Genomic DNA, 19,241 nt, shown 5'->3' with positions numbered 1-19,241 from the left:
GTATCTTTCTACTGCAATTCCCAAGCTGTGCGGTACGCCCCAATGCTCTCGGTATAATCAAGAAAGGCTTTGTAGAATGGATGCGAACCGAGCGTAGACGAGTCGCCGACTATGAGAAGCTTCTTGCGGGCGCGGGTCATGCCCACGTTCATGCGGCGGATGTCGGAAAGGAAGCCGATGTCGCCTTGCGTGTTGCTTCGGGTAAGACTGATGGCAATGATGTCGCGCTCCTGGCCCTGAAACGAATCCACGGTGCCCACGCTCAACATACGGTGCTCCATGAGGCCAGCAAGCTCGTTGTTTTCCTCGATGGCATCTTTGAGGTAATTAATCTGTGCGCGGTAGGGAGCAATGACGCCGATGGTCAGCAGGTCCTCGGTGTGGTCGGCGGCATCGTAGGGCTCTAGCAGTTGCGCTAGGCGCTTGAGCAGCAGGTCCGCTTCTTCGGGGTTGGCAATGGAGCGGCTTTCCGCAATACCAAGTTCTTGGAAGCCAAAACCAGCGGTATCCAGAAACTCTACGGCTTGGTCGGGGGCGAAGCGGATGTCGTATTCGGGCAAGTCGGCGTGGGCTACGGTGGGCGCGGCTTGTAGCTTACCGTCATAGAACTGCTCGGAGCTGAACTCCATGATCTGCTCGTGCATACGGTACTGCACCTGCAGCATGCGGGCCGTTTCGGGCTGGCGCAGAATGCACTTCTCGAACAATGTTTCGCGCAATCCATCTTTAGCGGCTTTCTCGCTCTTGACGGTAGGAGGCAACTGCTGGTGGTCGCCGGCTAGTACCACGCGGTTGCCTTTGGTTATAGGAATCCAGCAGCCTGGTTCCAACGCTTGCGCAGCTTCGTCGATGAAGATGGTTTCGTAAGTGAGGTGGCGGATGGCGCGGTTGGAGGCGCCCACCAGCGTGCAGGTGATTACTTGTACCTTATCCAGCAAATCCTCGGTGATGTAGCGCTCCAGGTTGTCGGAGTCTTGGAGCAGTAGATGGGCCTGCTCTTTGAGGGCGCGGCGTTCTTCCCGCTCTTCCCACCCGAAATGGCGCTTGAACTTGCCAGCCGCTTCGCGGTACTGCTCGGCAGTCTGGCGCATGCTCTTCAGCTCGGGGTAGCTTTTGTGCTCCATAATCTGCGCCTCCAGCGTGTGGTGCAGCAGCAAATCCGATACCCTAGATGGGTTACCCATCCGAATCACGTTCACGCCGCGCTCGGCTAGCTTTTCGGTCAGCAAATCCACGGCTGTGTTGCTGGGAGCGCACACCAGCACCCGCCGCTCCCGCCGGATGGTTTCCATGATGGCCTGTACCAACGTGGTGGTTTTGCCGGTGCCGGGCGGGCCGTGAATGATGGCTACGTCCTTGGCCGCCAGCACGTGCCGTACGGCCGCCAGCTGCGACTCGTTGAGGGGCTAGGATAATAGAGGGTCGCTTCCTTTTCGGGGCGAAACTGGGCGGGTTTGGCGCCTAGCAGCACGTCGCGCAGCTCGGCTAGGCGGCCATCGAAGGCACCCATCACCTTGCCCATGGCGTACTCCATTTCGCGGTAGCTGACCTCGTCGAACGTCAAGTCCACACCGAGTTTGCCCTCTTCCACCCAATCGGGGAGGTCTTCTTTGGTAGTGGCGAGCAATATTTTATTGCGCTTGACGGCCGTAATTACACCGTTGAGCGTGGGACGGTCGGAGCCGGAGCGGCCGGGAATGTTGCCAAACAAGGCCGCATTCTTGCCCACCTGAAACAGGTGCAAGCCGTTTTGCGAAGCCGGGCGTTCCAACTCAATCACCAGCTTACCGCCGAAGCCGATGTCTTCCTTGGTAATTTTGACGGGGTACCAAGTGAGGCCGCGCTGTTGGCGCTCGGCAATGCTGGCTTTGGCGTTTTTGATTTTGAATTGCTCTAGGTCCTCTTGCTGTTCCAGCTTCATGAGGGCCTGTACCTTACGCAGCTCTTTCTCTATAGCGTAAGGGTCGGTATAAGTAGGTTGTTCAGTCAACAGAGTGGTCTTGTGCATTCGTTGGTAACAACGAAAACGGGAAATTGGTGGCCGAAGGTCGGAAAGAAAAAACGTTGCTTTTACTCGCGTGTAGAGTTAGAGCAGGAAACAAAGGGGCAGAACTATTCTGTGAACTTGTCGGAGTCAACGTGCTCGAAATATTGGTTCAATGATTTCAGTGAGCCAAAAACAGGCAGGACACTGATCATGAAACGAGAAACGGTTTCTTCACTATCGGCATATACCAAAAAAGTGTCGGCCTCTTCGTCAAATTCAAGATGATCAAGAATGGCGGAGTCTTTTTCCTCTAATATGAAACAGATGTGTTCTACCCATGATGGGCCATTGCCGCCATATCCGTGTTTGGTGAAAAGATTATAATAGCCTTCTACTTCTCCTACCGGAACTTGAATGCTAAAACGCCGACTAGGATTGGTTAGATGAGTAGGTGCAGCTTGGAAAGGAAATGAATTCTTCAAGGTGTAGTGAATAGTTGCAGCAGGCTTTGAAGATGCCTTATATGTTATGTTGCTTCTTTTGTCGTGACTACAGCAAAAAAGAAATAAAGCAAATGGCAAGTAGGTAAACCTTATGTAGTGTAGATAGTTTAGCAAAGGCCTGAAAGAGAGCTTAATAGGTGAGGAAGTTGATGCCGCTCGGCAACACGTTCTTTAGAACAGCAAATTGGCAGTTGAAGATCGGATAGAGTATTAGCGAGCGTTCAAGGAATCTGTCCGTTTACTTCTGTTTGCTTTAGGCTTGTAGGCGCTTTTTAAATTGTAAAGGATTCTCGCCGGTCACCCGTTTGAAGGTTTTGGTGAAATACGATAAATTCTCGAAGCCGCAGGCAAAACAGGCTTCCGAAACGGTGGTGTCTTGTAAGAGGAGCTTTTGGGCTTGGTGCACCCGGTATTGATTAAGGAATTGTGTGAAGGTGAGCCGGGTGATGCGCTTAAAATAGCGGCAAAAAGCGGCTTCCGTCAGGTTGGTGAGGGCGGCCACCTCTCGGATTTCGATTTTGCGGGGGTAGTGCTCCGCCACCACTTCACTCACGCGCTGAATACGCTGCTGCTCTTGTAGGTTGTAGGAACTCGTGACGGCGGAGCCGTGCAGCAACGTGTGGTCGGTGCTGGTGGCTAGTTGTTGGAAAATGCGCAGCAAGGTAAGTAGTCGCTCAAATGGCGGAAGTTCGGGCAACTGCGCTAATTGCCGGCCAATCAGGTCTTTGGTGTCGCCGTGAAAAGAAACGCCAAACCGGGCCCGCTCGAACAGTTGCGTGATGGCGGCAAATTCGGGGGTTTGTTTGAAGGCATCGCCCAAGAAATGATCCTTGAGCTGCACCACCACTTTTTTGGGCTCCGTCGCGACGCCGTAGTCGAAGTTCAGATGCGGAATATTGGGCCCGATAAAAACCAAGTCGCTGCCCTCGTAACGCGAAATATGGTCTCCGACGTGGCGCGTGCCGTTGGCGCCTTCGATGTACACCAACTCGTATTCGGGATGGTAGTGCCAGAAGAAAATGTCGGTTATGCAGGGCGTGAATAGGAGGCGAAACGAGCTTTCTGCGTCAGGCTCAATGTGTTCCCGGACAATTTTCATCGGCACTTTTTGGTGAAACTGTAAGCTGATAAACCGTTTTAGGCTAAAGCGACAACAATTTAGTGCTAAAAACGGCAATTTATGTTCTAACTGCCGGGCGAGCGGCTGAGCGTTATTTGTATCCCCACTCAGCCCCTCTATTCATGAATGCCCCGAATGCAACTATACCAGTATTGTCGGCCCGACTACTGTCTCGCCATTAATGCTGGTAATGAAGGCCTTACCGCTTAGGCTTTGTTTCGCCGCCTAGCTCCCTCAGCCGGCCCGCCTCAGCAATCCACTTAGCTTTTCCGAACGGAGTTCGTGTTCGGCGCCACACAGGCGGCCTTAAACCTGCTGATTCAGTTAAGCCGCGGCTCTAAAAGCAACACCGGCATACCCCCTTACCAACGCCCGCAAGAAGGCATCTATCGCATGCTCTAGCCGGCTCTATACCCCGTTGTCTCGCAGTCCAAAGTGCTGGCTTCTAGTACTTGATTCAAACTGGCCGCGAGGTTCAGATTCATTGAAGCTCGATGCCTACCCGTTCAGCAATTGGGCTTGGGTTCATGGACTTCAAGTGAAAAAACGCTTTTTAAATCACTCACCTAATTCCCCCAGTGCATGCCTTTTTCCTTACTAGTACCCCGGCGGCCTAGGTCGTTCCAGTGGGCTCTGCTGCCGACGCTTGGCATCGTGTTGCTGCCCGGCATTGCAGCCGCAAACCCAGCTGGCTTGGCAGCCAATGCGTCATCTCTTGCGATGGAGCCACTTGCAGGTGGCACCATTACGGGCCGGATTGTTGATGCCAGCGGCGAAGGGCTGCCCGGCGTAACGGTGGTGCTGGAAGGCACTTCCCTCGGTGCGAGCACCGATGCTACCGGGGCGTATTCTATTTCCAACGTGCCGGCCGGTTCGTATACCCTCGTCACTTCCTACGTGGGCTTCAAAGCCAACCGCACGCCCATTACTGTCACGGAAGGCGGCACTACGGCGGTGCCCGTGGCTACTCTGGCCGAGAACACCACGCTGCTCAACGAAGCCGTGGTAATCGGCTATGGTTCGCAGCGTCGGCAAGATGTAACCGGTTCCGTTGAGCAGATCGACGAGAAGCAGTTTGTGAAAGGGCAGGTAACCAACCCCGAGCAACTGATTCAAGGCAAAGTGGCCGGCGTGCAAATCACGACGGCCAGTGGCGCGCCCGGAGCGGCCTCCGACATCCGCATTCGGGGTGGCTCGTCGCTGAATGCGTCCAACTCGCCGCTGATTGTGATTGACGGCGTGCCCGTGGACAACACCAGCCTGGCCGGTAACAGCAACCCGTTGTCGTTGATCAACCCCAACGATATTGAAAGCATTACGGTGCTGAAAGACGCTTCTTCAACCGCCATTTATGGCTCGCGGGCGTCCAACGGCGTGATTATCGTGACCACCAAGCGCGGCTTGCAGGGCGAGGCGCTGCGGGTGAACGTATCCACGCAGCACTCGTTGGCCAAGGCCGCCGATTTTGTGCCCGTGCTGTCGGCCAGCGAGTTCCGCGCGACGGTAAACCAGTACGGCAACGACCAGCAGAAGGCCACGCTCGGTACGGCCAGCACCGATTGGCAAAAAGAAATTTTCCGCACTGCCTACACCACCGACAACACGGTGAGCTTGATTGGCTCGGCGGGCAAGGTGCCGTTCCGGGTATCGGGTGGCTACCTCAACCAGCAGGGCCTGTTGCTCGACAACAGTTTGAAGCGCTATTCCGGCTCGGTAGGTGTGACGCCGTTGCTGCTCGATGACAACCTCCGCATTGATATCAACATCAAAGGCTCGGTCATCAAGAACAACTTCTCGGCGCAGGACGCCGTGAACCGGGCCGTGTACTTTGACCCAACGCAGCCGGTGTACGCCACCGATTCCAAGTTTGGTGGCTTCTTCGAGTTCACCGACAACGGCAACATCCGCACGCTGGCCCCGCGCAACCCCGTGGGTCTCATCAAGCAGCGCGAGGACCTGAGCACCGTGAAGCGCAGCATCGGCAACATTCAGCTGGATTACAAGCTGCCCTTCGTGGCAGGGCTGTCGGCCAACGTGAACTTGGGCTACGATGTGCAGCGCAGCGACGGAAACTTGTTCGTGCCCGGCACGGCCGGTTCCGATTTCCTACGTGGCGGCATCAACCGCGAGTATAAGCAGGGGCTCAACAACACGCTGCTGGAAACCTACGCCAAGTATAACCGCGACTTCGGCAAAGCCAAGCTGGAAGTGCTGGGCGGCTACTCTTGGCAGCAATTCCAGAACGAGCAATACCGCTTCGACGACAACCGGGCCGATGGCACGGTGTACGTGGCCGCCGAGCGCACCTACGACAACCAACTGAGCTTCACCGATCAGTACAACCTGCTGTCGTACTACGGCCGCGCCAACCTGAACATCAACGACCGGTATTTGGTGACGGGTACGCTGCGGGCCGACGGTTCGTCGCGCTTCTCGCCCGATAACCGTTGGGGTTATTTCCCTTCCGGGGCAGTGGCTTGGCGCATCAAGGGCGAGGATTTCCTGAAAGAGTCGAACGCTATTTCTGATTTGAAAATCCGTTTTGGGGTGGGGCAGACCGGGCAGCAGGATATTGGAACCGGCAGCGGTAACCTCTACGGCTATCTGCCTTTCTACTCGCTTAGCTCCAACCTCTCGCAGTATCCGCAGGGCAGCAACTACTACCGCACCTTGCGGGCTGAGTTCTACGACTTGAACCGCAAGTGGGAAACCACCACCACCTACAACGCGGGCATCGACTACGGCTTCTTCGGGGGCCGCGTCTACGGTTCGGTTGACGTGTACAAGCGTGACACCAAGGACCTGCTTAACACCGTGTTCTTGGCGGCCCTGACCAACCAAACCAACGCCGGCACCATCAACGTGGGGTCGTTGACCAATAAAGGCGTGGAAGTGGCCGTGAACGTGGACGCCGTGAAAGGTGACCAGCTGAATTTGAGCTTGAACGCCAACGCCACCTTCAACCGCAACGAACTCACCAAGCTCACCAACTCCGACTCGCCGAACGCGGTAGGGGTGGTGGTGAGCAACAGCGCCATCTACAACTTCGACGGGGAGCCCAACCAGAACGCCCAAATCAACACGGTCGGCTACCAGGAAGGCGCGTTCTACGTGTATGAGCAGAAGTACGGCGCCGATGGCAAGCCGCTGGTCAACGAGTTTGTGGACCGCAACGCCGACGGCACCGTGGACAGCCGCGACCTGTACCGCTACAAGTCGCCGCGCCCGAAGGCTATCCTCGGTTTCGGGGTAACCTGACGTATAGCAAGGCCAGCTTGGCCTTCACGTTCCGCTCGAACTTGGGCGGCTACCTCTACAACAACCTGCGTTCCCGCTCGCTGTTCTCGCAGAATTCCAACGGCTTTATCCGCAACTCAGGGGAAGAACTGCTGTACTCCGGCTTCACGCAAAACGCCAGCAACCAGTTCCTGTCTGATTACTACGTGGAGGAGGCTTCGTTCCTGCGCCTGCAAAACGTGACGGTCGGTTACGATTTCGGGGAGCTGGTGCGTAAAGGCACCACCTTCAACGTGTCGTTGGCGGCGCAGAACCTGTTCCTGATTACCGACTACAAAGGGCTGGATCCGGAAATAAACACCGGTGTCGACAACACCATCTACCCCCGGGCGCGCACCATTACGGTGGGCCTCAACCTGGGCTTCTAATTCCCACCTTCTTTTCGCTCTGCCATGTTTCCTACCTATATAAATAGCCGTTTGCGCGTGCTGGCGTTGGCCGCCGTGTTGGCTCCGGTTGCGTTTTCCTGCTCCAAAGACCTCGATCAGTCACCGAGCTACCTGGCTAGCCCCGAGGTGGTGTACCGCGACCCCGAACAGATTCAGCAGGTGCTGGCCCGCCTCTACGCTACGCTCTCGGTGAGCGGGCAAAACGGCGGCGTCGACCGCAGTGACCTCTCGTTCATCCCGGCCGATTATGCCAACTACCTGCGCGCCTACTGGAAGGTGCAGGAGCTAACCAGCGACGAAGCCATTATTGCCTGGGGCGACGCCGGTTTGCCCGAACTCAACACCAACACCTGGAATGCCGACAACCAGTTTATCCGGGGCATGTATGAGAAGATCTTCTTCCAGGTGTCGGGCTGCAACGATTTCCTGCGCAACACCACCGACGAGCAGCTAGCCAGCCGTGGCATCACCGGGGCCAGCGCCGACCAAGTGCGTCAGTACCGGGCAGAGGTGCGGTTTCTGCGCGCCCTGAGCTACTACCACGCCCTCGACCTGTTCGGCAGCGTGCCCTTTGCCGACGAAACCTTCCAGGTGGGCAGCGGGGCGCTACCCACGCAAATATCCCGCGCCGACTTGTTTGCCTTCATCGAATCCGAGCTGAAAGCCATTGAAGGCTCGTTGGGTGCCCCGCGCCAGCCCGGTTATGCCCGCGCCGATCAAGCCTGCTGCTGGACGCTGCTTACCAAGCTGTATCTGAATGCGCAGGTGTACACCGGCACGGCGCGCAACACCGAAGCCGTAACGTACGCCAACAAAGTGTTGGCGCCCTCGGCGGGCTACCAGTTGTCGTCCACGTACCGGTTCCTGTTTCTGGCCGACAACAACACGTCGGTTGCTCGCAACGAAATCATCTTGCCTGTCGTCAACGACGGACTGCGCACCCAAAGCTTCGGCAACACCACGTTTCTGGTGCACGCGTCGGTAGGAGGGAGCATGTCGGCCACGGAGGCTGGCGTGAATGGCGGCTGGTTCGGTATTCGGGCTAAGAGCAACCTCGTGGACTTGTTTCCCGGTGGCGGCGCCAGCACCGATGCGCGGGCCTTGTTCTACACGGCCGGCCAAACCAAGCAAATCAACACCATCTCGTCGTTCAACGATGGGTATGCCTCCACCAAGTGGCGCAACGTTACTTCGACTGGTCTGCCCGGTTCCGGTTTCCCGCCTGCTGGCAACGGCGACTTTGTGGATACCGACTACCCACTGTTCCGCTTGGCCGATGTGCAGCTGATGTATGCCGAAGCCGTATTGCGTGGCGGTACGGGTGGCACCGCTGGCACGGCTCTCTCGCAGGTGAATGCAGTGCGAGCCCGCGCGAAGGCCACGCCCCTGGCCACCGTGAGCTTGCAGGACATCCTCGATGAGCGGGGCCGGGAGCTGTATTGGGAAGGCCACCGCCGCACCGACCTTATTCGGTTCGGTAAGTATGCCACCGGCTACAACTGGCCCTTCAAGGGCGGCGTAGCAGCTGGCAAGGACATCGAGCCGTTTCGCACGGTGTTCCCGCTGCCCAATACCGATTTGGTTGCCAACCCGAATCTAAAGCAGAATACTGGTTACTAACCAACTCTGAACAACGAAGCCGCTGGGCGCTACAAAACCTGTAGCGTTCAGCGGCTACTGTGCTTGAGTACGTGCTGAAAAGCGCTTTTCAAGTGGCGTGACCCGCTCTGTTTTGTTTATTAGGTAACGCACGAGTTATCGTGGAAAGCAGATAGGGGCAACTGCTGTTCTTTGTGTGAAAGAAGCGGTAAGTTTCTGTAGCAGCGCAGCAACGCCAAGAGCCGCCATTTTATTCTCAGCTGTCAGACTCCTAGTACTTTGCGTGCCGTTCGCCTGTCGTCACACTCTTACTTCATTTCTTTTCCCACATGAAGCACTCTTCCTTTTCTCTGCTTGCTATTACTCTCGGCCGGGCCAGCCGCACGGTGCTGTTCCTGGGCTTGTGTTTGCTCTGGCAGACCACCCAGGCTCAAAGCGTTAAGTCGCCCAACGGCCAGCTGACGCTCACATTCGCCTTGCAGGCCGACGGCGTTCCGACCTACCAACTTACCTACAAAGGCCGCCCGGTGCTGAAAACCAGCACGCTGGGCTTGGAGCTAAAAACCGCGCCTTCGCTCACCAACGGCTTTGCGGTGGCCGGCACCAAAACGGCTACCTTCAACGAAACCTGGCAGCCCGTGTGGGGCGAGGTGAAAACCATCCGCAACCACTACAACGAGCTGGCCGTGACCCTGACGCAGGCAACCAGTAGCCGTACCATGCTGGTGCGTTTCCGGGTGTTCGACGACGGTCTGGGCTTCCGCTATGAGTTTCCCCGCCAGCCTAAGCTCGACTACTTCACCATTAAAGAAGAACGCACACAGTTTGCTCTGGCTGGTGACCACAAAGCCTTCTGGCTGCCCGGCGACTACGACACGCAGGAGTACAGCACCGTCACTTCCAATTTGTCGGAAATACGGGGCAAAATGAAAGCGGCTACGACGCCCAACGCCTCTCAGACGCCTTTTTCAGCCACGGGAGTACAAACGCCGCTTATGCTCAAAAGCAAAGACGGACTGTACATCAACATCCACGAGGCGGCCCTGATCGACTACTCGGCCATGCACTTAGAGCTGGACGACAAGAACTTCGTGCTGGAGTCGCACCTGACGCCCGACGCCGTGGGCGACAAGGGCCTGATTCAAACCCCGGCCAACTCGCCTTGGCGCACCGTAATTGTGAGCGACAAAGCCGGTGATATTTTGGAGTCCAAGCTGGTGCTGAACCTCAACGAGCCCACCAAGTTCAAGGACACTTCTTGGATTAAGCCTGTGAAGTACGTGGGCGTGTGGTGGGAGATGATTACGGGCAAGAGCACGTGGTCGTACACCAACCAGGAAAACATCAAGCTCGATTCCATCGACTATTCGAAGGTGAAGCCCAACGGCACCCACGGCGCCAACAACGCCCACGTGAAGGAGTACATCGACTTTGCCGCCAAACATGGTTTCGACGCCGTGTTGGTGGAAGGCTGGAACACCGGCTGGGAAGACTGGTTCGGCAAGCACAAAGACTATGTGTTCGACTTTGTGACGCCCTATCCCGACTTCGATGTGGTGGAACTGAACCGCTACGCCGCCAGCAAAAACGTGAAGATCATCATGCACCACGAAACCTCCGGCTCGGTGCGCAACTACGAGCGGCACTTGGATTCGGCGTTTCAATTCATGAACAAGTACGGCTACAACGCCGTGAAAACCGGCTACGTCGGCGACATTGTGCCACTGGGCCACCATCACTACGACCAGTGGGTGAACAACCACTACCAGTACGTGCTGGAAAAGGCGGCCGAGCATAAAATCATGGTGAATGGCCACGAAGCCGTGCGCCCAACCGGCCTGGCCCGCACCTACCCAAACCTGATTGGCAACGAAGCGGCTCGCGGCACCGAGTACGAGGCCTTCGGGGGCAACAACGCCGACCACACCACTATTCTGCCGTTTACGCGCCTCATTGGCGGCCCGATGGACTACACGCCGGGCATCTTCCAAACCAAGGTCAGCGCCTACAATCCGCAGAACACGTCGTTTGTGCACAGCACCCTGGCCCGGCAATTGGCCCTGTACGTGACCATGTACAGCCCCCTGCAAATGGCCGCCGACTTGCCCGAAACCTACAACAAATTCCTCGACGCCTTCCAGTTCATCAAGGACGTGGCCGTGGATTGGGACGATACTAAGGTGCTAGAAGCTGAGCCCGGCGACTACATCACCTACGCCCGCAAAGCCAAAGGCCAAGACAAGTGGTTTGTGGGCAGCACCTGCGACGAGCAGGGGCGCACCTCTAAAATCAACCTGAGTTTCCTGCCCGTGGGCAAAAAATACACGGCCACCATCTACGCCGACGCGAAAAACGCCCATTACGAAAAGAACCCGCAAGCCTACCAAATTCGCAAAGTCTCCGTCACGAACAAGACGAAACTTTCGCAGCTCTGCGCCCCCGGTGGCGGCTACGCCATCAGCATTATGTAAGTAACTGATGGCGCTAACCTAATGCAGGGTATGTTGCGCCAGTTGCTGCAACATACCCTGCATAACCTTCAAAGGCTCCTATCGAGCTGGCTAATCTGCCAGTTTGATAAGAGCCTTTGAGTTTTAGAGTTAGAGACGAACAACAGTTTCTAAGGCAAAACCTGCTTCTACAGGGAAGGCGCGAAAGCCGTACTAGCCAGGAATCCAGCTACGGGCGCTGCTGCGGCGTGTAGGTTGGGCCCACGGCGCGAGGGCCTTGCGCCGTCCAATGCAGCCGATCAATGCAGAGTTGCCGCTCTTTCATTCCGGTGTCCCAGGCGTGATAGACCAGAAACTCGGTTTTGCCGTCGGGGCCCATGGTGTGGGAGTGGTGGCCGGGGCCGCGCACTTTGCCGGGTACTTGGTGCAGTACTCGGGCACCGTTTTCGGCGCCGGCGTCGGAGTAGGGGCCGAGGATGGAATCGGCCACGCAGTAATCAACGCCATAACGGTCGGTGAGAAAGTTGGCGCCACTGTAGAAACAGTAGTACTTGCCTTCGTGGCGGCGCAGGAAGGGCCCTTCCAGGGTGTGCCATTCCGCAAAAGTGCGGTTGTCGTAGAGCGGCATGGTCCGGTTCTTCTCGAATACCGTCCAGGAGTGGCGGGCCCGCATGACGGTGCGGCTCTCTCCTGCCAAGCGCGTCATGCCCACAAGCTTATCCACAGCAAGGCCAGTGCCGGGAAGGTAGCCGTTGTCAGTGTCAATAAAGTCGCGGGCGTAGAACAAGTACCACTGCCCGTCGGTGTCGCGGAAAGGGTGGGCGTCGATGGTGAATTTGCTTTCGGGCACATCGAGCAAAGCCGCCATTTCGTAGGGGCCCGCCGGGTTTTTGCTGGTAGCCACGTGCAAGCGGTGGCCCACCGTGGCGGCAATGGCCCCGCCGCCCATCGAATAATACATGTAGAACGTACCGTCATGAAAAACGACCTCTGGGGCCCAAAAGTCGGCGCCTTCAGCGCCAGCTGGTGGCACTAAGGCCCCACCCGCCGGCTTCCAATCAACCAAGTTAGGCGAGGTAAGGACCGTGAAAATTCGGTTGTCGGGGCTGGTACGGCCTTGGCCGGTGGTACCGAAAGCGTAATACATGCCCTCATGTTGCAGCACGAAAGGGTCGGGGAAAGAGTGCGGGTACACCGGGTTGGTGTAAGTGCCTTGTTTAGCAGATTCAGTGGTGCAGGCTTCCAAAAGCAGGGGCAAGGAGGCTAAGCCTAAGGCCGTGGTTCGCAGAAACGACCGGCGGGAAGGAGATACAGCAGAGGGCATAGTAGCGACAAGGAGTGATACCACCGGCAAAGGTGCGCACTAATATGACAAGACCAATAGTAATTGTAAAAGCTAGCCGTAACATGGAGAAACAATAAATGTTTAAATGCAAAGGTTTGCATTCGAGGAAATTTTTAATAATAGGAGATATTTAATAAATAGTATCCATAAAAAGTAGGGGGAATCAGCTAATTGACAATTTGAAGCGGAGACTACCACTGCATACTCTTTAAAGAGAAGATTATAGTTGATCAATGATTAATCAGGGTGTGATGCAGCCTGAGCACAAGTTTTAATTGGAATACCGCTACCTTGGAGCCGTATTGGCGGATAATTGCAAGTAAGCTCATCAGTAGAGGCGTTAGTTGATTTGCGGAGTTAAGTAGAAAAACAAGAATTGTCTTTTTCCAGCCTCGTCTTTAACAACAGCCTTTTAAACACGTGAGCCGCAAACGTTTGTGGTTAAATGCTGATTTCTTTCCTAAACCCAATATCCAAATTCCCATGAAGTACCCTGTACCTAAACCTGGACGCTATGCTTTTCCGGCTTTGCTGCTTTGCCTGCCTATGGTAGCCGGAACACCTGTAGCCCTTGGCGCTGAACTGCCAGTTCTTCGCTCTGACACTGTTCCCAATCCCGATATAACCGTAACGGGCCGAGTAACTGACGAAAAAGGGGAGGGCATACCCGGCGTAAACGTGCTGGTAAAAGGCACCTCTAATGGCACCCAAACCGATATAGAAGGCCGCTACACCCTTGCCGGCGTACCTGATAATGCTACGCTGGTGTTTTCGTATGTGGGTTACACGGCCAAGGAAGTGCCAGTGAGTGGCCGTACCACCATCGATACGCCGTTGGCTCCCGACGCCAAAGCCCTTAATGAAGTGGTAGTAGTGGGATACCTCACTCAGGAGCGCCAAAACGTAACCGGCTCTGTGGCCACTGTAAGCGCCCAGGACGTGCGCCGGGCCCCAGTTGCCTCGGTAGGTGAGGCCATTCAGGGCCGCCTGCCAGGCGTACAGGTTACCAACTCCGGACAGCCGGGGCAGGCGCCCAACATCAACATCCGGGGCCTAGGCACCATTGCCAGTGGCAGCGGCCCGCTTTATGTCATAGATGGACTTTGGGTGCAGAGCCAAGGCGGCCAGCGCGACTTCAACCCCGCCGACGTAGAGTCGGTGCAGGTGCTGAAGGATGCGGCGGCATTGGCGCCGTATGGGGCCTCGGGCGCCAATGGCGTGATTATTATCACCACTAAAAAAGGCAAATCTGGCGCTACGGCCGTCAATTTCAACGCCACGGCCGGGGTGCAAAACTTAGTGAAGCGCCTCGACTTGATGAACGCTGCCGAGTGGGCAACCATCAACAACCAGGCGTATGAAAATGCCGGATTGGCGCGCCAGCCTTACGCTGCCAACCTGCCCGGCATCGATACCGATTGGCAAGAAGAGTTTTTCAAGCAGGGCTCGATTCAGGATTACAATTTGGGCTTTTCGGGTGGGGGACCAAACTCGAACTTCAACGTGTCGGGTGGTTACTTCAACCAAAAAGGCACGGTGCAGGGGCCGAAATTTGAGCGCTATAGCTTCCGAGTGAACACGGGCTTCACCCGCGGACGGTTCCGGTTCGGCGAAAACGCCATGCTCTCGCGCACCAACCAGACGCGCCTCAACGTCATTCCGAATTACGGCTCCCCGTTCTACAACGTGGTGCAGATGCTGCCCGTCAACCCCGTGTACGACCCCACGGTGGCCGGTGGCTTTGGCATCGGCAACGGCAACGCCAGCACGTTTGGACTTAACCCCATTGCTTCTCAAAATCTGCTGAACGACACGGGTACCTCGAACCGCTTGCAGGGCAACGTGTACGGCGAAGTGGATATTTTCAGTTCCCTGCGCTACCGCCTCAACTTGGCTACGGAGTTTCACGCTTTCCACGACCAGCAGAAGCGGAAATACGGGATCTGGCGGCAAAACGACATCACCCAGCTGTCTAACTTCGGCGAAACCCAAGGCAACGAGTTCTTCGGCATGGCCGAACACACGCTGACCTTCGATAAGAGCTTCGGCGACCACAATCTGACGGTGGTGGGCGGCTACAGCCAGCAGCGTTTTCAGCAGGATCTCACACGGGGCGTGAACTTCGGCTACGGCACCGGACCCAACTATTTCTGGGAGCTAAATGCCGGTACCACAACACCACAAGCCATTGGCACATCATACGTGTGGGGTAAGCAGTCGTTTTTTGCGCAAGCCACCTACGACTACAACCAGCGCTATTTAGTAACGGCCGCTTTTCGCCGCGACGGCTCGTCGCGCTTTGAGAAAGACAGGCGTTGGGGCAACTTCGGTGCGGCTTCTGTGGGCTGGCGGATATCGAGAGAAAGCTTCTTTGAGGGCGTTACCGCTATTTCCGACCTCAAGTTCCGGGCCTCCTACGGCCGCCTTGGCAACGACTTGCTTAGTGGTGCCTACGGAGGGTCATACGTCTCGCAAGGATTTCTGAATACCAACGCCAACTACGTGCTGGGCGGCACTATTCAAAACGGAGCCATCCAAACCGGTTACGCCAGCGAGGGCATTCGGTGGGAAGATCGTCGCACCACCAACGTGGGCTTCGACATTGGCTTTCTGGAAGATCGGCTGACGTTATCGGCTGATTACTATGTGTCGCAAACCAACAATGCACTAATTAATCCGCCTGTGCCGCTGCTGTTGGGCAACGCCGGCGACAATCCCTACCGCAACCTGGGCAAGCTCGAAAACAAGGGCTTGGAAGCCGTACTGGGCTACAGCGACAATCGCCAACCCTTCCGCTATGGCGCCACGGCTAACCTAACCACGCTGAAAAACACCGTGCTCGACCTGGGCACCACCGGCGCAGAAGGAAGTGGTGCGCCTAACTTCTTTAATGGCGGGCCCCGCGACATCACGCGCACCGAAGTGGGCCACGAAATTGGCTCGTTCTACCTTTACCAGTTCGACGGCATTTATCAAACCGGCGAAACCAACATCCCGGCTGGGCGGGCTCCGGGCGACGTGCGCTACAAGGACCTCGACGGCGACGGCTCTATCACCGACAAGGACCGCGCACACATAGGTCGGGTGTTTCCCAAGTTGCAATATGGTCTGAACCTAAATGTAGGCTACGGTGCGTTTGATTTGACTGCATTCTTCCAAGGCGTGCAAGGCAACGACGTAATGAACCTGTCCCGTTTCCTGACCGACAACACAGCGGACAATAGCAACTACCGCGCAGACTTCAGCCCCTGGACGCCCACCAACCCCTCCAGTACCACGCCGCGGGCTATTAAGTCGGGCGGGCCGCAGAATGGTGATGCCGCTGGTAGCAACGCCCGCTTCAACACGACGCGCTGGCTGGAAGATGGCTCGTACCTGCGCCTGAAAAACTTGCAACTGGGCTTCTCGGTGCCTAAGGCAGTGCTAGAGCGCACCAAATACGTGGCCTCGCTGCGTGTTGTGGCCACTGCCCAAAACCTGTTTACGATAACCGACTACACCGGCTACGACCCCGAAACCGTGGGCAGCGGAGCCTTCAACACCATCGGCAACAACTTGGCCCGCGGCGTTGATGAAGGTTCTTATCCTAACCTGCGCTCATTCACGCTGGGCATTCAGGCAGGTTTCTAAGCCAGTTAAACGGTAGGCGCTGCAATCTAGGCGCCACCCTCAACTCCTACTTTTCAATCAGTTATTGACATGAAAAATAATTTTTTCACGCGGCTAAGTTTGGCGGGCACTATGCTGCTGAGCGCCACAGCTTGCGAAAAAGATCTGCTCGACCAGTCCAACCCTAACCTGCCCCTCACCGAGCTTTCGTGGAACAACTCCGATGATGCCGTGAAGGGCTCCGTGGCCTGCTACGCGGGTTTGCAAGGCTTGGGTATGTACCGGCGTTGGCTCAACTTTGCCTTCGATTTGCGCGACGATACCGGCTTCAGCCAAAGTCCCTGGGGTGAATTGGCCGATTTCACCCACTTCATTCAGGTGAATTACGACTTCGAGGTGTCGAACAACATCTGGCGCGACCACTACCGCACTATTTTCCGCTGCAACCAGGTAATCGACCGAGTACCGACCATTCAAGGAATGGAAGCGGGGCTGCAGAAGCGGATTGTGGCCGAAGCTAAGTTCCTGCGGGCGTTGTCGTACTTCAACTTGGTGTCACTTTACGGCAAAGTGCCGCTGGCGCTGCAATATTCCACTGGCCTGAACCAGTCGTTTGCGCAGGGCACCGAGGCGCAGGTGTGGGACCAAATCATCAGCGACCTGCAAGCCGCCCAGACTGACCTGCCTCCTACGTATCCGGCAGCCGATGCTGGGCGCGCCACCAAAGGTGCAGCCACTACGCTGCTTGGCAAAGCCTACATGCAAAACAAGCGTTGGGCCGACGCGCAGGCACAGTTTGCGCAGGTAATCGATTCGAAACTCTATAAAGTAGAGGACGTCTCATACACCGACAACTTCCGCCATACCACCGAAAACAACCCTGAATCTATTTTCGAGGTACAGTTTTCGGACGAGAAAAAAGGCGGCAACGACGCCGGCGGCGGCCCGGATGCCACCTCGTCGCAGGGCGGACAACGCTCGCAGTTTTGGGGCGTGCCGGGCTTCGGCTTCAATGATGGCGAAGTACGGCCGTGGGTGGTGCGCGAGTTCTTGCAGGAACCCACCGCCACCGGGCAGCGCGACCCGCGTCTGGCCGCTACGGTGTTCTACAACCGCCGCGACCAAATGCAGTTCTCGAGTTCCCTACCCGTCGATGCCGACACGTTGGCTTACGGTACCGGTTTTCTGACCCGCTACGGTAAAGATGCACGCAACAGGGCCCGCGTGTACTGGCGCAAGTACCAAACCGATTATTATCGGACGTTCGAAGACTTCGACTCGCCCATCAACCAGCGGGTAATGCGTTTCGCTGATGTGTTGCTTCTGCAAGCGGAAGCTCTCAACGAACAAGGCCAGACGACCGCCGCTATTCCGCTCATCAACCGGGTGCGCCAGCGCGCCGGCTTGGCCCCTCTAACGAATAACTTCACCCGCGAAACCCTGCGCACACAACTTATGCATGAGCGCGTGACCGAGCTAACGGGCGAAGGCGTACGCTGGTTTGACTTGCAGCGCTGGGGCCTGCTTAGCAACCAAGCAAGTGTAGATCAATTGAAGGCGCGCGACCCCGATTTCAACACTTTCCGGGTGGACCGCTCCCGTTTGCTGCCACTGCCGCAGTCAGAAGTGGATCTAAACAAACTTGCGCAGAACGAAAACTGGTAAGTTGTCTAACTTCTCGTGTTAACAGCCGCTCCGGCCCTGGTCGGGGCGGCTGTTTGTCTTGGCTATAGCCGGTTCAGCTCGTTGTTTAGCTTACTTTGCCGAACTTATTTGCTCGCCTCTTCCATCTGCTATGCTTCCCATCTCGCTTCACCGATTCCTGCCCGCGGCGCTGCTTGTTGCACTGCTGTCTTGCACCAAAGAGTCCACCCCCTCGGCCACGACGCCGACCGGACCCGTTACGGAAACAACCACGTACCGCAATCCGGTACTTGCTTCCGGCCCCGACCCGTGGGTGATTGAAAAAGACGGTTTCTATTACTACATGCACACCACCGGCCGGAATCTGACGCTGTGGAAAACGGCAAAGATGTCGGAACTAGGTTCGGCGCCGAGCAAAGTCATCTGGACGCCGCAGGCCACGGGCGCGGCTTCGCGGGATATTTGGGCACCGGAACTTCACTTTCTCGACGGTAAATGGTACGTGTATTTCACGGCGGGACCAGGCAATTGCTGCGGCGGTCAGCGCTTATGGGTGCTGGAAAATTCGGCCGCCGACCCCACCACCGGTACTTGGGTTGAGAAGGGGCAGATTGCCGTGCCAGGTCAGGATTTGTGGGCCATTGATGCTACTATCCTCGAGCAGAACGGCAAACGGTATATGGTGTGGTCGGGGCAGGAGGTGGGTTCGGTAGAGCAGCGCCTTTATATCTGCCAGATGAGCACCCCCTGGACTTTGACTGGGTCCCGCGCGCAACTTAGTCGCCCCGAATTCAATTGGGAAACCCTCGGTGACCCAAAGGTGAACGAAGGCCCCGAAGTGCTCAAGCACAACGACAAAACGTTTATTGTGTACTCGGCCAGTCACTGCAGCACCGACGATTACGCCCTGGGCTTACTTACCGCTTCCAGCACCGCCGACCCCATGAATCCCGCTGCCTGGACTAAATCGAGCACGCCCGTATTCACCAAGAACCCCACGGATAGGGTGTTTGGGCCGGGGCACAACACCTTTTTCAAGTCGAAGAATGGGCAGGAGGACTGGATACTATACCACGCCAACGCTGAGCCCAACAAAGGCTGCGGCGACGCCCGTAGCCCGCGCATGCAAAAGTTCACCTGGAACCCCGACGGTACGCCTAACTTCGGCACGCCCGTACCAATCGGTGTTGCTTTGCCCGAGCCAGCCGGTGAGTAACGCCTATCTTTTTTGCAATCTGCGAAGCTGATTAGGGATAGAAGCTAGTTGCTCTCAGATGGCGGTGGCTTCTACTTTCCTC

The 19,241-nt window shown here is 56.6% G+C and carries 12 protein-coding genes; 7 read left to right on the top strand and 5 right to left on the bottom strand.

Annotated elements, in window-relative coordinates:
* Positions 1–8: 8 nt before the first annotated feature.
* From MUN86_RS12320 to MUN86_RS12310, 4 genes are all read right to left on the bottom strand, one after another.
* A complete protein-coding gene (locus MUN86_RS12320) occupies positions 9–1,370 on the bottom strand; it encodes an AAA domain-containing protein (protein ID WP_311181698.1) in 1,362 nt (453 codons plus the stop codon).
* Positions 1,349–2,008, bottom strand: coding sequence for a hypothetical protein (locus MUN86_RS31780; protein ID WP_311181697.1), 660 nt, complete (start codon positions 2,006–2,008; stop codon positions 1,349–1,351). Before MUN86_RS31780 ends, MUN86_RS12320 begins: the two co-directional genes overlap by 22 nt.
* Positions 2,009–2,112: 104 nt before the next feature.
* Positions 2,113–2,469: an Imm51 family immunity protein gene (locus MUN86_RS12315; RefSeq protein WP_245118158.1), complete on the bottom strand. Its 357-nt coding sequence runs from the start codon at positions 2,467–2,469 to the stop codon at positions 2,113–2,115.
* Positions 2,470–2,743: 274 nt separating this feature from the next.
* Positions 2,744–3,589 (bottom strand): helix-turn-helix domain-containing protein, encoded by an 846-nt coding sequence (locus MUN86_RS12310; protein ID WP_245118157.1) that lies wholly within the window; start codon positions 3,587–3,589, stop codon positions 2,744–2,746.
* A 603-nt stretch (positions 3,590–4,192) separates the two neighbouring features.
* Here MUN86_RS12310 and MUN86_RS12305 point away from each other — a divergent pair.
* The 4 genes from MUN86_RS12305 (at position 4,193) to MUN86_RS12290 (ending at position 11,366) form a co-directional block, all read left to right on the top strand.
* Positions 4,193–6,868, top strand: coding sequence for a SusC/RagA family TonB-linked outer membrane protein (locus tag MUN86_RS12305; RefSeq protein ID WP_245118155.1), 2,676 nt, complete (start codon positions 4,193–4,195; stop codon positions 6,866–6,868).
* Positions 6,869–6,885: 17 nt separating this feature from the next.
* Positions 6,886–7,275, top strand: coding sequence for a hypothetical protein (locus tag MUN86_RS12300; protein ID WP_245118153.1), 390 nt, complete (start codon positions 6,886–6,888; stop codon positions 7,273–7,275).
* 24 nt (positions 7,276–7,299) lie between these two features.
* Positions 7,300–8,916, top strand: coding sequence for a RagB/SusD family nutrient uptake outer membrane protein (locus tag MUN86_RS12295; RefSeq protein ID WP_245118151.1), 1,617 nt, complete (start codon positions 7,300–7,302; stop codon positions 8,914–8,916).
* Positions 8,917–9,224: 308 nt separating this feature from the next.
* Positions 9,225–11,366, top strand: a complete 2,142-nt coding sequence (locus MUN86_RS12290; RefSeq protein ID WP_245118150.1) for a glycoside hydrolase family 97 protein — start codon at positions 9,225–9,227, stop codon at positions 11,364–11,366.
* 208 nt (positions 11,367–11,574) lie between these two features.
* Here MUN86_RS12290 and MUN86_RS12285 read toward each other — a convergent pair whose 3' ends face one another.
* Positions 11,575–12,669 carry a glycoside hydrolase family 43 protein gene (locus MUN86_RS12285; protein ID WP_245118149.1) on the bottom strand — a complete coding sequence of 365 codons (1,095 nt, stop codon included), beginning with the start codon at positions 12,667–12,669 and terminating at the stop codon, positions 11,575–11,577.
* Between the two features lie 504 nt (positions 12,670–13,173).
* On the opposite strand from MUN86_RS12285, the gene MUN86_RS12280 reads away from it, so the two are divergent.
* The 3 genes from MUN86_RS12280 to MUN86_RS12270 all read left to right on the top strand — a co-directional run bounded on the left by MUN86_RS12280 (position 13,174) and on the right by MUN86_RS12270 (position 19,159).
* On the top strand, positions 13,174–16,320 hold the full coding sequence (locus MUN86_RS12280) for a SusC/RagA family TonB-linked outer membrane protein (RefSeq protein WP_245118148.1): 3,147 nt from the start codon (positions 13,174–13,176) through the stop codon (positions 16,318–16,320).
* A 69-nt stretch (positions 16,321–16,389) separates the two neighbouring features.
* Positions 16,390–17,964 carry a RagB/SusD family nutrient uptake outer membrane protein gene (locus MUN86_RS12275; RefSeq protein ID WP_245118147.1) on the top strand — a complete coding sequence of 525 codons (1,575 nt, stop codon included), beginning with the start codon at positions 16,390–16,392 and terminating at the stop codon, positions 17,962–17,964.
* Between the two features lie 130 nt (positions 17,965–18,094).
* Positions 18,095–19,159: a glycoside hydrolase family 43 protein gene (locus tag MUN86_RS12270; RefSeq protein ID WP_245118146.1), complete on the top strand. Its 1,065-nt coding sequence runs from the start codon at positions 18,095–18,097 to the stop codon at positions 19,157–19,159.
* Positions 19,160–19,241 lie beyond the last annotated feature (82 nt).

The sequence above is a fragment of the Hymenobacter volaticus genome (assembly GCF_022921055.1).
Taxonomy (GTDB): Bacteria; Bacteroidota; Bacteroidia; order Cytophagales; family Hymenobacteraceae; genus Hymenobacter; species Hymenobacter volaticus.
Note: the sequence above shows the minus strand (reverse complement) of the source record. Positions and strands in the feature narration are given on the sequence as shown.

Excerpts from the sequence above, each read along its gene's own strand:
- MUN86_RS12295 (WP_245118151.1), top strand. The coding sequence starts at position 7,300 with ATGTTTCCTACCTATATAAATAGCCGTTTGCGCGTGCTGGCGTTGGCC.
- MUN86_RS12275 (WP_245118147.1), top strand. The coding sequence starts at position 16,390 with ATGAAAAATAATTTTTTCACGCGGCTAAGTTTGGCGGGCACTATGCTG.
- MUN86_RS12285 (WP_245118149.1), bottom strand. The coding sequence starts at position 12,669 with ATGCCCTCTGCTGTATCTCCTTCCCGCCGGTCGTTTCTGCGAACCACG.
- MUN86_RS12305 (WP_245118155.1), top strand. The coding sequence starts at position 4,193 with ATGCCTTTTTCCTTACTAGTACCCCGGCGGCCTAGGTCGTTCCAGTGG.
- MUN86_RS12270 (WP_245118146.1), top strand. The coding sequence starts at position 18,095 with ATGCTTCCCATCTCGCTTCACCGATTCCTGCCCGCGGCGCTGCTTGTT.
- MUN86_RS12310 (WP_245118157.1), bottom strand. The coding sequence starts at position 3,589 with ATGAAAATTGTCCGGGAACACATTGAGCCTGACGCAGAAAGCTCGTTT.
- MUN86_RS12290 (WP_245118150.1), top strand. The coding sequence starts at position 9,225 with ATGAAGCACTCTTCCTTTTCTCTGCTTGCTATTACTCTCGGCCGGGCC.
- MUN86_RS12280 (WP_245118148.1), top strand. The coding sequence starts at position 13,174 with ATGAAGTACCCTGTACCTAAACCTGGACGCTATGCTTTTCCGGCTTTG.
- MUN86_RS31780 (WP_311181697.1), bottom strand. The coding sequence starts at position 2,008 with ATGCACAAGACCACTCTGTTGACTGAACAACCTACTTATACCGACCCT.